The sequence below is a fragment of the Pseudoxanthomonas beigongshangi genome (genome assembly GCF_016820515.1).
Lineage (GTDB): Bacteria > Pseudomonadota > Gammaproteobacteria > Xanthomonadales > Xanthomonadaceae > Pseudoxanthomonas_A > Pseudoxanthomonas_A beigongshangi.
In genome coordinates this window covers 17453-30334 of sequence record NZ_JADHDV010000034.1, presented here as the reverse complement: position 1 = coordinate 30334, position 12882 = coordinate 17453, and the positions used below count along the sequence as shown (strand labels likewise).

Sequence of the window (12882 nt, the reverse complement as noted above, 5' to 3'; positions counted from 1 at the left end):
GGTGGCAGCGGCGTCGGCCGACTGCTGGGCGGCGTCGGCGGTCGCGGTGCCGGCCTGGGCGGCGGCGTCGGCAGCAGCCTGGGCTTCGGTCGCAGCGGCGTTGGCGTCGGCAGCGGCGTCAGCAGCCTGTTCCTGGTTCGAGCACGCAGCCAGGGCGAAACCCAGAGCCAGCGCGATCAGAGCCTTGTTCATGGTCATGTTGCATTTCCTCGTCGTTAGTTAGGCAACGCGCTATTGCGCGCCTGCAACATGATGACAAGCCAGTTACGCCTGTCAAGCGGTCCGCTGGTTATTTTTGTCAAACCTTCGTTAAAGCACCCATCGAACCGCCAAAAAGGCAAGCGGCCGGGTATCCGGGGGATACCGCGACCGCCCGGGCAGGGGGATGGCTCAGACGATTTCCACCGCGATCGCGGTGGCTTCGCCGCCGCCGATGCACAGCGACGCCACGCCGCGCTTGCCGCCGCGCTGGCGCAGCGCGTTGATCAGGGTGACCACCAGGCGGGCACCGGAAGCGCCGATCGGATGGCCCAGCGCACAGGCGCCGCCGTTGACGTTGAGCTTGGCGTGCGGAATACCGAGATCCTTGATCGGTGCCATCGCGACCACCGCGAAGGCTTCGTTGACTTCGAACAGATCCACCTGGTCCACGGTCCAGCCGACCTGCTTGAGCAGCTTGTCGATCGCGCTGACCGGAGAGGTGGTGAACCACTCCGGCTGCTGCGAGAAGGTGGCGTGGCCGACGATTTTCGCCAGCGGCTGCAGGCCGCGCCTGGCGGCTTCCTCGGCGGTCAGCAGGACGGTGGCGGCGGCGCCGTCGGAAATGCTGGACGAGCTGGCCGCGGTGACGGTGCCGTCCTTCTTGAACGCCGGCTTGAGGGTCGGGATCTTGGCCAGGTCGGACTTGCCGGGTTGTTCGTCGGTGCCGACCTCGATCTCGCCCTTGCGGGTGGCGACCTTGACCGGAACGATCTCGGCGTCGAAGGCACCGGACTGCTGGGCGGCCTGCGCGCGCTTGACCGATTCGGTCGAGTAGGCGTCCTGTTCCTCGCGGGTGAAGCCGTACTTGGCGGCGGTGGCTTCGGCGAACACGCCCATGGCCTGGCCGTCATACGGATTGGTCAGGCCGTCCCAGGCCATGTGGTCGACCGCCTGGAAGCTGCCGAAGCGGTTGCCGGCCCGCGAGTTCGGGATCATGTGCGGGGCGTTGGTCATCGACTCCATGCCGCCGGCGACCACGATGCTGGCCGAACCGGCCTTGATCAGATCGTGGCCCAGCATGATCGCCTTCATGCCCGAACCGCAGACCTTGTTGATGGTGGTGCAGCCGACGTCGGTCGGCAGGCCCGCGGCCAGCGAGGCCTGGCGCGCGGGTGCCTGGCCCAGGTTGGCCGGCAGCACGCAGCCCATGATGACCTCGGAGACGTCGGCGGCGGGGACGCCGGCCTGCTCCAGCGCCGCGCGGATGGTCGCCGCGCCCAGGGTCGGGGTCGGCACGCCGGTGAACTGGCCCATGAAGGAACCGATGGCGGTGCGCTTGGCGGCGGCGATGACGATATCGGACATGAAACGGAACCTCGTGTAGGGATGGCCGGATTATCCCGCTCGCGGTGCGGTGCAGCAATCGGCCGTTCGGACAGGGGGATGCCGCCTGGCGGACCAGGCGGCGGTGGAATGCCTGTTCAGGCGCGGCCGTCGAACAGTTCGCGGCCGATCAGCATGCGCCTGATTTCGTTGGTGCCGGCGCCGATGGCGTAGAGCTTTGCGTCGCGGAGCAGGCGGCCGGTGTCGAACTCGTTGATGTAACCGTTGCCGCCCAGCGCCTGGATGGCCTCCAGGGTGACCTGCACCGCGGCCTCGGAGGCATGCAGCAGGCAGCCGGCCGCGGCGGCGCGCGAGCCGGTGCCGGCATCGTAGTCGCGGGCGACCTGATAGGCGAAGGCGCGGCTGGACTGCAGCGCGGTGTACATGTCGGCCAGCTTGCCCTGCATCAGGCCGAAAGTGCCGATCGGCGAATCGAACTGGCGGCGTTCGCGCACGTAGGGCAGGGTGATGTCCATGGCCGCCTGCATCAGCCCAATCGGACCACCGGTCAGCACCAGCCGCTCGGTGTTGAGGCCGCTCATCAGCACGCGCACGCCCTGGTGGACTTCGCCCAGCACGTTCCCGGCGGGAATCTCGCAGTTCTCGAACACCAGTTCGCAGGTGTTGCTGCCGCGCATGCCCAGCTTGTCCAGCTTCTGCGCGGTTGAGAAACCCTTCATGCCGCGCTCGACGATGAAGGCGGTCATGCACTTGCTGCCCGCCTCCTTGCCGGCGGTGCGCATGTAGACCAGCAGCACGTCGGCTTCCGGTCCGTTGGTGATCCACATCTTGTTGCCGTTGGCGACCCACACGCCGTCGCGCAGTTCGGCGCGGCAGCCCATCGAGCCGACCACGTCGGAGCCGGCGCCGGGTTCGCTCATCGCCAGCGCGCCCTTCCATTCGCCGGTGCACAGCTTCGGCAGGTACTTGCGGCGCTGGGCGTCGCTGCCGTTGAGGAACAGGTTGGAAACGCACAGGTTCGAGTGCGCGCCATAGCTCAGGCCGACCGAACCGGACGCGCGCGAGATTTCCTCCATCGCCACCAGGTGCGCCAGGTAGCTCATGCCGCTGCCGCCGAAGGCCTCGTCCACGGTCATGCCCAACAGGCCCATTTCGCCCAGCTTGGGCCACAGGTCCTGCGGGAACACGTTGTCGTGGTCGATCTGCGCGGCGCGCGGAGCTATCTCGGCATCCGCGAACCGGCGCACGGCGTCGCGCAGCGCGTCGATTTCCTCGCCAAGCGGAAAAGCAGCGATTGAAACGGGTCGCATTCGGTCCTCCCTCCTATTGCGGCCTGTGGGTGTTGGCGATCAACGCTCTCCGCGCAGATGCCCCATGAAGCGTGGTGCGGTCCGGCCCAGCGGCAGCTTGAGCTTGCCGATGGCGGCGATGCGCGCCTCGGCGATGCGGTCGGCGGCGTACTGCGGCGCGAGGTTCTCGCGTTCGGCCAGATCGAAGATCTTGCCGACGGTGTGGTAGATGGTGCGCATCATCCGCATCGCGCGCTCGCGGTTGTAGCCGTCGATTTCCAGCGACACGTTGATGACGCCGCCGGCGTTCACCGCGTAGTCCGGCGCGTACAGGATGCCGCGCTTGGCGGCTTCCACGCCGGTGACGTGCGACATCTGGTTGTTGGCGGTGCCGCAGATGACCTTGGCCTTCAGGCGCGGCAGGGTCTCGGCGTTGATTGCGTATTCCAGCGCGCACGGCGAGAACACGTCCACCGGCAGATCGTAGATTTCGTCCGGCTTGACCGCCTCGGCGCCGTATTCCTCCACCGCGTACTCCACCAGCTTGGGATTGAGATCGGTGACGAACAGCTTGGCGCCGCGTTCCTTCAGCAGTTTGACGAACTCCATGCCGATATGGCCCAGGCCCTGCACGGCGAAGCTGTACTTGCCGATTTCCTCGTTGCCGAACTTGCGGTTGAGGGTGGCCATCAGGCCCTGCAGCGCGCCGTAGGCGGTGAACGGGGCGGGATCGCCCGAGCCGCCGTGGACCTGGTGCACGCCGACCACGTATTCGGTCTCGCGGTAGACGTTCTCCATGTCGTTGACGTCGGTGCCCACGTCCTCGGCGGTGATGTAGCGGCCGCCCAGCGAGTCGACATAGCGGCCGAACGAGCGGAACAGCACCTCGGTCTTGTCGGCGGTGCTGTCGCCGATGATCACGGCCTTGCCGCCGCCGACGTTGAGGCCGGCGAGGGCGTTCTTGTAGGTCATGGTGCGGCTGAGCCGGAGCGCGTCGGTCAGCGCCGCCTGGCTGTCGGCGTAGGGGCGCATGCGCACCCCGCCCAAGGCCGGACCCAGGACCGTGCTGTGAACCGCGATGATGGCCTTCAGGCCGGCGTCGGGGTTGTGGCAGAAGACGACCTGCTCATGGCCGGACGTGTCGAGGGTTTCGAAGATCATCTGGGACTCCGGTGCGGCGTGGGGCCGCGGGCTACGCCGGGTGGCTTTGGCTAACCGCTTGTTCGAAAAATAAAAAAGCGACGTTTCCGGCTCGCCGTGGTCGTCGCAGGCGGGCATTCTAATCCATACGGCCGGCCGGGGGCAGTTTGTGGACGGGATCCCGTTTTCGTGCCTTCGCCAGGCCGGCTGACAGATTCGAACGATCGTGCTATTTTCGCCGCCATGAATCTGTGCGCCGCCACCAGCAAGGGCACGGCCACCCGCGAGATGATCGTCGAGCGGGCGTATGCCATCGCCTGCCGGCAGGGCCTGGAAGGCCTGTCCATCGGCGAGCTGGCGCAGGCCGCGGGCATGTCCAAGAGCGGCGTGTTCGCGCACTTCGGCTCCCGCGAGGATCTGCAGCTCACCGTGCTCGACTGGACCGCGCGCCGCTTCGGCGAGGCGGTGATGGCGCCCGCGCTGCGGCAGCCGCGTGGACAGGCGCGGCTGCGCGCGATCATGGACGGCTGGTTCGCCTGGGTGCGGGCCAATCCCGATGGTTGCGTGATTCTCGGCGCCGCCAACGAATACGACGCACGCCCCGGAATGATGCGCGAGCGCGTGATCGCCTGGCTGACCGAGTGGCGCGCCGTCGTCGCCAAGGCCGCGCAGATGTGCATCGACAGCGGCGAGTTCGCCGCCGACACCGATCCTGTACTGGTCTCGTTCCAGTTGTTCGCCATCACCGAAGGGCTGCACAACGCCCGGCTGTACGACCCCGCCCAGGCCGAAGCCCTGGCCCGGCGGGCGCTCGATCACCTGTTCGCCTCCTACGCCGCCTGATCCGGAGAGTCCCCCATGGCCGCCGTCGTTTCGCTACAAAAAAGCACGATCGTTCGTAAAAATGTCCGCCTGCTGCCGTTGCGCTCCGCCTTCGCCCTGGGCAGTTGGCTGATGCCGGAAGCCACGCTCCAGCATGCCTTCCGCCTGTTCGGCACGCCGATGCCCGGCGGCCGCGAGCGCGCACGCCGCAGCGATACCTGGGGTGCCAGCGTCCACACCTTCGCGCACGGCCGCGAGCGGCTCACCTGGTATGCCTGGGGAGATCCCCAGCGCCAGCCCATCGCGCTGCTGGCGCATGGCTGGTCGGGCTATGCGCTGCAACTGCTGCCATGGGTGGAACCATTGCGCCAGGCCGGCTACGCGGTGGTGGCGCTGGACCAGATCGCGCATGGCCGCAGCAGCGGCTACCGGGCGACGCTGCCGATGTTCGCCGACGTCCTGCACCGTTTCGCCGAACGCTTCGGCGGCGTGCAGGCGCTGGTGGCGCATTCCCTCGGCGGCGCGGCCGCCATGATCGCGCTCGCGCGCGGATTGCGGGCGGAGCGCGCGATCCTGATCGCGCCGGCGGCCGATCCAATCGCCGCGGCGCAGCGCTTCGGTGGTTTCGTCGGTCTCGCCGCGCATCTTTCGGCGCGCCTGTTCGACGAATTCGAGTCGCTGACCGGCATGGCGGTGGAAGGATTCCAGGCGCACCTCAATGCGCCCCGCATCGCCAGTCCCGCGCTGATCGTCCATGACCTGGAAGACCGCGAAGTGCCCTGGTCCGAAGGCGAGCGCTATGCGCGCTACTGGCCGGAGGCGCGCCTGCTGAGCACCACCGGGCTCGGACACAACCGCATCCTCACCGATCCCGGCGTCATTGCCGCGGCGATGTCCTACCTGGACGGACGCGCGGTGGGGCAGCGCGTCGTGTCCACGCCGGACCTGCCTTACGGATTCGCCTGAACAGGCACCCGACCCGGGCTGCGCCGCCGCGCCAGACGGCGGCGTAGGGTGCTTCGACCAAAGGCGTCATGGGGCCGAACTCCGCCGCGCGCTACAATTCCGCCTCTAATGCATGCAATACGCGAGTGAGGGCGCGAATGAGCACACCGGCTTCCCAACTTCCTGCAGCACGCGCGGATGCATCACCGCTGCGTTTCGTTACCGCGGCCAGCCTGTTCGATGGCCACGACGCAGCGATCAACATCATGCGCCGCCTGATCCAGGGGCAGGGCGCCGAAGTGATCCACCTGGGCCACAACCGCAGCGTCGAGGACGTGGTCCGCGCCGCGCTGCAGGAGGATGCCGACGGCATCGCCCTGTCCAGCTACCAGGGCGGCCACGTCGAGTACTTCAAGTACATGGTCGACATGCTCAAGGAGCGCGGTGCCAGCCACATCCGCGTGTTCGGCGGCGGCGGCGGCACCATCACCCCCGAGGAAATCGCCGAGCTTCAGGCCTACGGCGTCGAACGCATCTACCACCCCAACGACGGCATGAAGATGGGGCTGGTGGAGATGATCGAGGATGTGGTGGGCCGCGCGAGCGCGGCCCGGGATTCGGGAATGGGGATTCGGGATTCGCAGGATTCCCACGCCGCCATCGGTGACGAAGCGGCCATCGGGCACATGCTTAGCCGCATCGAGGATGGTGATTTCAGCGAAACCGAACTCGCCGCCCTGCGCCGGCAGTGGGCCAACCCGCGCTCCACCGAATCCCGCATCACCAATCTCGAATCCCGTCCCGGCACGCCGGTCATCGGCATCACCGGCACCGGCGGCGCCGGCAAGTCGTCGGTGACCGACGAGCTGATGAACCGGTTCCTGTCCAGCTTCCCGCAGATGCGGATGGCAGTGATCTCGGTCGACCCGACCCGCCGTCGCACCGGTGGCGCGCTGCTGGGCGACCGCATCCGCATGAACTCGCTGCGCAGCGAACGCATCTACATGCGTTCGATGGCGACCCGCCGGCAGAACGTGGCGACCAACGCGGTGCTGAAGGACTGCATCGCCTACCTGAAGTCGCTGGGCTTCGATCTGATCATCGTCGAGACCGCCGGCATCGGCCAGAGCGACTCGGAAATCGTCGACCTGGTCGATTTCCCGATGTACGTGATGACCAGCGACTACGGCGCGGCCAGCCAGTTGGAGAAGATCGACATGCTCGACTTCGCCGAACTGGTGGTGCTGAACAAGTACGACAAGCGCGGCGCCGAGGACGCGCTGCGCGACGTGCGCAAGCAGTGGAAGCGCAACCGGGTGGCGTTCCAGACTCCGGACGCAGATGTGCCGGTGTATCCGACCATCGCCAGCCAGTTCAACGATCCGGGCATCAGCTGGATGTTCGCCAACCTGTGCCGCCTGCTGCGCGACAAGCTGCACCTGCCGGCGGAGAAGTGGACGCCGGAGATCGACACCGAATTGAAGGAACCGCGCGCGACCGTGCTGATTCCCGGTGCGCGCGTGCGCTACCTGGCCGAGATCGCAGAGCAGGGCCGCGGCATCAACCGCCGCATCGAGAGCGAAGCCGAAACCGCCAGCCGCGCGCAGTCGTACTGGCAGTCGTTGCGGGATCTTGACGACCCGGCACTCCCCAAGGCGCTGGATCTGTATGCCGCCGAAGATCTCCTTCCCCCGCTTGCGGGGGAAGGTGCCCGAAGGGCGGATGGGGGCAAGACGGGTGACGCCGGCTCCCACCCCAACCCTCCCCCGCTGGCGGGGGAGGGGGCAGGTCAAGTCGACCGCTCCCTGCTGACCCTGCGCCAGCGCTACCAGGACGCCGTGCAGTCGCTGTCCAGCGAAGCATTGAAGTTGCTGCGCGAGTGGCCGGCGCGGCTGAAGGCGGCGACCGACGAGGTCAACGAGTACGAGGTACGCGGCAAGACCATCCGCATCGAGAACTACCGCGAGTCGCTCAGCCACCAGAAGATTCCCAAGATCGCCGCGCCGAAGTTCCGCGGCTGGGGTGAGCTGCTGACTTTCCTGCAGAAAGAAAACCTGCCGGGCAGTTATCCCTACACGGGAGGCGTGTATCCGTATCGCCGCACCGGCGAGGATCCGATCCGCATGTTCGCCGGCGAGGGCACGCCGGAGCGGACCAACCGTCGCTTCCACTACCTGAGCCTGGGCCAGCCGGCCGCGCGCCTGTCCACCGCCTTCGACAGCGTGACGCTGTATGGCGAGGATCCGGCGCCGCGTCCGGACATCTACGGCAAGATCGGCAACTCCGGCGTCAACATTCCCACGCTGGATGACATGAAGAAGCTGTACTCCGGCTTCGACCTGTGCGCGCCGACCACCTCGGTATCGATGACCATCAACGGTCCGGCACCGATCATCCTGGCGATGTTCATGAACACCGCCGTCGACCAGCAGGTGGAGAAGTACCTGAAGGCCGATGCCGATCGCTGGGCGGCTGCGCAGAAGAAGCTGGACGAACTGTTCGCCGGCCGCGAGCGTCCGCGCTATTCCGGCGAACTGCCGGCCGGCAACGACGGACTCGGCCTGGGCCTGCTGGGCGTGACCGGCGATCAACTGGTGGACGCGGACACCTACGCGCGGATCAAGGCCGAGACCCTGAAGACCGTGCGCGGCACCGTGCAGGCCGACATCCTCAAGGAAGACCAGGCGCAGAACACCTGCATCTTCAGCACCGAGTTCGCCCTGCGCATGATGGGCGACATCCAGCAGTACTTCGTCGACAACGGCGTGCGCAACTTCTACTCGGTGTCGATTTCCGGCTACCACATCGCCGAGGCGGGAGCGAACCCGATATCGCAGCTGGCCTTCACCCTGTCCAACGGTTTCACCATCGTCGAGTACTACCTGGCGCGTGGGATGAAGATCGACGACTTCGCTCCGAACCTGTCGTTCTTCTTCAGCAACGGCATGGATCCGGAATACACCGTGATCGGCCGCGTCGCGCGGCGCATCTGGGCGCGCGCGATGCGCGAGCGCTATGGCGCCAACGAGCGCAGCCAGATGATGAAGTACCACATCCAGACCTCGGGCCGTTCGCTGCATGCCCAGGAAATCCAGTTCAACGACATCCGCACCACGCTGCAGGCGCTGTACGCGCTGTTCGACAACTGCAACAGCCTGCACACCAATGCCTACGACGAGGCGATCACCACGCCGACCGAGGAAAGCGTGCGCCGCGCGGTCGCGATCCAGATGATCATCAACAAGGAGCTGGGCCTCAACTTCAATGAGAACCCGTGGCAGGGCAGCTTCGCGGTCGAGTACCTGACCGACATCGTCGAGGAAGCGGTCTACAAGGAGTTCGAGGCGATCAGCGAGCGCGGCGGCGTGCTCGGCGCGATGGACACCATGTACCAGCGCGGCAAGATCCAGGAAGAATCGTTGTACTACGAGCACAAGAAGCACGACGGCAGCCTGCCGCTGGTGGGTGTGAACACCTTCCTGCCGAAGGAACACGGCGGCGAGATCGCCACCGAGATCGAGCTGATCCGCTCGACCGAGGAAGAGAAGGGCCAGCAGATCACCAACGTGCGCGCCTGGCAGTCCTCGCGCAACGGCCTGGCGCCGGAGGGCGAGACCGACCACGCGCATTCCACCGCGCTGGAGGAACATGCCGAGGCCGACGCGCACGACGGCCATGGCCTGGCCTATCTGCAGAAGGCGGCGCGGGACAGGCGCAATGTGTTCGTCGCGCTGGTCGAGGCGGTCAAGACCCATAGCCTGGGCCAGATCAGCCACGCCCTGTACGACGTGGGCGGCGAGTACCGACGCAACATGTGAGGGACGGAGAGCCGCCGTCGAGCGGCCTTCCGGACGCTCCTGCGACGGGCGGTGAAATCCGATGACGCCCGGCGGGCGTGTTTGCCGGTAGAGGAAATGCAGGCCAGTGGTGGCCTGCACCACCCCTATTCGAGGAGACACCCCATGCGCAAGTTCATCATCCGCTCCACCTCCTTTGCCAGCCTGTTGCTGCTGGCCGGCGCCGCCCTGGCCGGCGGTCCGATCAATCCGCCGCCCGCTTCCTGCGCGGTGGACGAGGTCTACAAGTGCGAAATCATCGGTGGTCAGAAGTACTGCAAATGCGCCAAACGCGATCTGTCGGCGGCGCCACAGCGCAATGACGAGCCGCGGCGCCTGAAGGGCAAGCCCCAGCACCTGGTCAATCATGGCTCCGGTGCGACCGGGCAGACCCCGGCGGCACCGCAGCCGGAACCGCGCAAGTCCGATCAGCGTTGACTGTCGGGCGGGAGAGGGCGCAGGCGCGCCCTCAATCCCCGGATGCGGCCTCTTGCTTGCCCATCGGGCGATGCGGGTCGCTACATCATCAGGCAGTCCAGTCCATCCAGCGCGATGTGGATGAGCAGGCCGACACCGAACCAACGGGTCCGGCGCGGGACCACCAGCGCACCGTAGAGCAGCATCGCTGGCCAGGTGTGCAGCGGATGGAATCCCAGGCTGCACCGCCCGGGCGCGTAGATCGGATCGGCCAGCAGGTGATCCAGATCGATGATCCAGCCGGCCAGCATCCAGGCGGCGGCGCGCTTCCATTCCTTCGGCCAGAACAGGCGCGCGGTGGCGACGGGCACCAGCACGTGCAGCAGCAGATGGATGAACGGACGCAGTTCGAGGTCGGGCAGGGGCATTTTCGCGAAGCTCAGCGCCGCGTTGCCAGCCAGCGATCCAGCTGGTTGGCGAAGGCCTGCCGATCACGGGCATTGAAGGCGGCCGGCCCGCCCGTCTGTACGCCGGCGCCGCGCAGTTCGTCCATGAAGTTCCGCATGGAGAGCCGTTCGGCGATGTTGTCGGCGGTGTAGCGGTCGCCGCGCGGGTTGATCGCCTGCGCACCATTGGCCAGCACCCGCGCCGCCAGCGGAATGTCCTGGGTGACCACGAGATCGCCGGTACGCGCGCGTTCGGCGATGGCGTCGTCGGCCACGTCGAAGCCTCCCTGCACCTGCAGCGCGCGGATGTACCGGGAAGATGGGGTGCGCAGCCACTGGTTGGCGACCAGGGTCACCTGGACCTGTGCGCGTTCGGCCGCGCGGAACAGTATCTCCTTGACCGGCCCGGGGCAGGCGTCGGCGTCCACCCAAATCCGGGGGCCGGGAGGCGATGCGTCGTTCACCGATGGTCCTCCCTGCCGGAACGCATCGGAGCGGAGGGTGTCGCCGTCCGGCGCGGGACGCGGCGGGGATGGGGGGCGCGGGAAGCGGAAAATCGTTGCATGTGAGAAGGCAGGGAGAGCGGACGCGGGCCCCACACGATAGCCCGATCCTGCTGTCGGGACCGCCTGGATGGCAACAGCGGCTTTACGGGAGATGTGGAAGGGTGTCGATTTCAGGCGGCCCCGTTCGTCGGTTGATTACACCCTCAATCCCGCAGGAGCTTCCGCATGTCCCTCGTGAAACCCATCACCCCGCATCTGTGGTTCGACACCCAGGCCCGCGAAGCCGCCGCGTTCTACTGCTCGCTGTTTCCCGATTCGCAGGTCGACTCCATCGTCCGGTTGCGCGATACGCCCTCCGGCGACTGCGACGTGGTCTCGTTCACCCTGGCCGGCCAGCCGTTCATGGCGATCAGCGCCGGTCCCGTGTTCACGTTCAATCCCTCGACTTCCTTCCTGGTCCATTTCGATCCCGCGCGTGACGGGCAGGCGCGTGAGCAACTGGATGCGATGTGGGCCAGGCTCATCGACGGCGGGCAGGCATTGATGCCGCTGGATGCGTATCCCTTCAGCGAGCACTACGGCTGGGTGCAGGATCGCTACGGCCTGTCCTGGCAACTGATGCTCAGTCCGCCTGGCGCACCCCCGCGCCCGCGTATCGTGCCGGTATTGATGTTCACCGGCGAGGTGTACGGGAAGGCCGAAGAGGCTGCGAAATTCTATCGTTCGGTGTTCGACGATTCCGAAGCCGGGCAGATGGCCCGCTACACGGAGGACAGCGCCAACGATCGCGCCGGCACGGTCATGTTCTCCGACTTCCGCCTGGGCGATACCTGGATGGCGGCGATGGACAGCGGCCATCCGCACGGCTTTGCCTTCAACGAAGCCATCTCGTTTCTGGTCACCTGCCGCGATCAGGCCGAAATCGACCGCTACTGGGCGCAGCTGTCGTCGGTGCCTGAGTCCGAGCAGTGCGGTTGGTGCAAGGATCGCTTCGGGCTGTCCTGGCAGATTTCGCCGCAAGGGCTGGACGAGATGATGACCTCGGGCGATGAAGCGCTGGTTGGGCGGATCACGCAGGCCGTCCTGGACATGCACAAGCTGGACGTCGCCAGGATCGAAGCGGCCGCGCGGGAGCAGTAGCCCGCGACGCACGGGGCGGTCGCGAACCGCCCCGTGCCTGTCGCGGATCGGCGCCTAAGGACGTTTCTTGTAGGTAATCTCCATCATCTTGGCCTCCTTGCCATCCGGGCCGGGCGCGTACATCTCGAATACCTCCGTGCTCTTGTCGGACCAGCGGGTGGTCATGCGAGAGGTCACGGGTTTCTTGCTGACAGGGTCGTGATAGGTGCCGGTATAGGTGCAGGCCATGCTGGCGTCGCAGGTGCCCTCGCTGACCATCAGGCCGGTGCTCATGCTGTCGTTCCAGGTGGACCAGTGCTTGCCGGTGACATTGTCGAAGCCGTGCAGGCCCTGTCCGGTGAATGGTTGGCCCATCATCTGCGAGCTGACTTCCTCCACCAGCACGCGATCGCCGAGGATCATCCTGCGGGTCGCAGTGCCTTTGTCGATGGTGGGCGGGGTATCCGGAGCGTGCCAGCTTTTCACGGTCAGGTCGTAAGTACCGGCCAGTGTGGCGAGTTGTCGATGTTCGGCGCCGGGCGTGCCGGCTTTCTGGAAGGCTTCCATCATCGCCTTCATTTCGGGCGTCATGGGGGGTGCCTTGTCGTCCTGCGCCGTGGCCGAGGCGGCGGGCAGCAGGCAGGCGAGGGCGAGGGAAAGAACGGAACTGCACTTCATGGCAGGACCTCCGGGGACATGGCCAGGTTGCGGTGGGCATGGGGGTGCGCCGTATTTGCACCAGTCCGCGCTCAATCCGCGTGAAGGTGGACCACCGTGGGTCCGGGAAGGGAAACACGCGGAACCCCGCGCACGGGCC

The 12882-nt window shown here is 66.7% G+C and carries 12 protein-coding genes; 5 read left to right on the top strand and 7 right to left on the bottom strand.

Annotation, left to right across the window (positions count from 1 at the left end):
• The 4 genes from IQ458_RS17925 to IQ458_RS17910 all read right to left on the bottom strand — a co-directional run.
• Nucleotides 1-198, bottom strand: a 198-nt coding sequence (locus IQ458_RS17925; protein ID WP_203323673.1) for a hypothetical protein, incomplete at its 3' end; no start/stop codon positions are given.
• Nucleotides 199-390: 192 nt separating this feature from the next.
• A complete protein-coding gene (locus tag IQ458_RS17920; RefSeq protein ID WP_203323672.1) occupies nucleotides 391-1566 on the bottom strand; it encodes a thiolase family protein in 1176 nt (391 codons plus the stop codon).
• A 116-nt stretch (nucleotides 1567-1682) separates the two neighbouring features.
• Complete coding sequence (locus IQ458_RS17915; RefSeq protein WP_183637127.1) at nucleotides 1683-2855, bottom strand: acyl-CoA dehydrogenase family protein; 1173 nt, start codon at nucleotides 2853-2855, stop codon at nucleotides 1683-1685.
• A 39-nt stretch (nucleotides 2856-2894) separates the two neighbouring features.
• Nucleotides 2895-3995 carry a Glu/Leu/Phe/Val dehydrogenase gene (locus IQ458_RS17910; protein ID WP_183637125.1) on the bottom strand — a complete coding sequence of 367 codons (1101 nt, stop codon included), beginning with the start codon at nucleotides 3993-3995 and terminating at the stop codon, nucleotides 2895-2897.
• A gap of 222 nt (nucleotides 3996-4217) precedes the next feature.
• Here IQ458_RS17910 and IQ458_RS17905 point away from each other — a divergent pair, with 222 nt between their 5' ends.
• From IQ458_RS17905 to IQ458_RS17890, 4 genes are all read left to right on the top strand, one after another.
• Complete coding sequence (locus tag IQ458_RS17905; protein WP_183637123.1) at nucleotides 4218-4817, top strand: TetR/AcrR family transcriptional regulator; 600 nt, start codon at nucleotides 4218-4220, stop codon at nucleotides 4815-4817.
• A 15-nt stretch (nucleotides 4818-4832) separates the two neighbouring features.
• Nucleotides 4833-5762, top strand: a complete 930-nt coding sequence (locus IQ458_RS17900; protein ID WP_203323671.1) for an alpha/beta hydrolase — start codon at nucleotides 4833-4835, stop codon at nucleotides 5760-5762.
• Nucleotides 5763-5899: 137 nt separating this feature from the next.
• Complete coding sequence (locus IQ458_RS17895) at nucleotides 5900-9559, top strand: methylmalonyl-CoA mutase family protein (RefSeq protein WP_203323670.1); 3660 nt, start codon at nucleotides 5900-5902, stop codon at nucleotides 9557-9559.
• A gap of 144 nt (nucleotides 9560-9703) precedes the next feature.
• The gene (locus IQ458_RS17890; RefSeq protein ID WP_203323669.1) at nucleotides 9704-10015 is read left to right on the top strand and encodes a hypothetical protein; all 312 of its coding nucleotides are present in this window, start codon (nucleotides 9704-9706) and stop codon (nucleotides 10013-10015) included.
• An 80-nt stretch (nucleotides 10016-10095) separates the two neighbouring features.
• Here the strand turns inward: IQ458_RS17890 and IQ458_RS17885 are convergent, their stop codons facing one another.
• Nucleotides 10096-10422 (bottom strand): DUF6122 family protein, encoded by a 327-nt coding sequence (locus IQ458_RS17885; RefSeq protein ID WP_203323668.1) that lies wholly within the window; start codon nucleotides 10420-10422, stop codon nucleotides 10096-10098.
• Nucleotides 10423-10433: 11 nt separating this feature from the next.
• Complete coding sequence (locus tag IQ458_RS17880; RefSeq protein WP_183637112.1) at nucleotides 10434-10904, bottom strand: YaiI/YqxD family protein; 471 nt, start codon at nucleotides 10902-10904, stop codon at nucleotides 10434-10436.
• Nucleotides 10905-11171: 267 nt separating this feature from the next.
• On the opposite strand from IQ458_RS17880, the gene IQ458_RS17875 reads away from it, so the two are divergent.
• A complete protein-coding gene (locus tag IQ458_RS17875) occupies nucleotides 11172-12086 on the top strand; it encodes a VOC family protein (protein WP_203323667.1) in 915 nt (304 codons plus the stop codon).
• Between the two features lie 54 nt (nucleotides 12087-12140).
• On the opposite strand, the gene IQ458_RS17870 is transcribed toward IQ458_RS17875, so the two are convergent.
• Nucleotides 12141-12743, bottom strand: coding sequence for a DUF1579 domain-containing protein (locus tag IQ458_RS17870; RefSeq protein ID WP_203323666.1), 603 nt, complete (start codon nucleotides 12741-12743; stop codon nucleotides 12141-12143).
• Nucleotides 12744-12882 lie beyond the last annotated feature (139 nt).

Coding starts and splice junctions, on each gene's coding strand:
- IQ458_RS17920 (WP_203323672.1), bottom strand. CDS start 1,566: ATGTCCGATATCGTCATCGCCGCCGCCAAGCGCACCGCCATCGGTTCC.
- IQ458_RS17915 (WP_183637127.1), bottom strand. CDS start 2,855: ATGCGACCCGTTTCAATCGCTGCTTTTCCGCTTGGCGAGGAAATCGAC.
- IQ458_RS17910 (WP_183637125.1), bottom strand. CDS start 3,995: ATGATCTTCGAAACCCTCGACACGTCCGGCCATGAGCAGGTCGTCTTC.
- IQ458_RS17905 (WP_183637123.1), top strand. CDS start 4,218: ATGAATCTGTGCGCCGCCACCAGCAAGGGCACGGCCACCCGCGAGATG.
- IQ458_RS17900 (WP_203323671.1), top strand. CDS start 4,833: ATGGCCGCCGTCGTTTCGCTACAAAAAAGCACGATCGTTCGTAAAAAT.
- IQ458_RS17895 (WP_203323670.1), top strand. CDS start 5,900: ATGAGCACACCGGCTTCCCAACTTCCTGCAGCACGCGCGGATGCATCA.
- IQ458_RS17890 (WP_203323669.1), top strand. CDS start 9,704: ATGCGCAAGTTCATCATCCGCTCCACCTCCTTTGCCAGCCTGTTGCTG.
- IQ458_RS17885 (WP_203323668.1), bottom strand. CDS start 10,422: ATGCCCCTGCCCGACCTCGAACTGCGTCCGTTCATCCATCTGCTGCTG.
- IQ458_RS17875 (WP_203323667.1), top strand. CDS start 11,172: ATGTCCCTCGTGAAACCCATCACCCCGCATCTGTGGTTCGACACCCAG.
- IQ458_RS17870 (WP_203323666.1), bottom strand. CDS start 12,743: ATGAAGTGCAGTTCCGTTCTTTCCCTCGCCCTCGCCTGCCTGCTGCCC.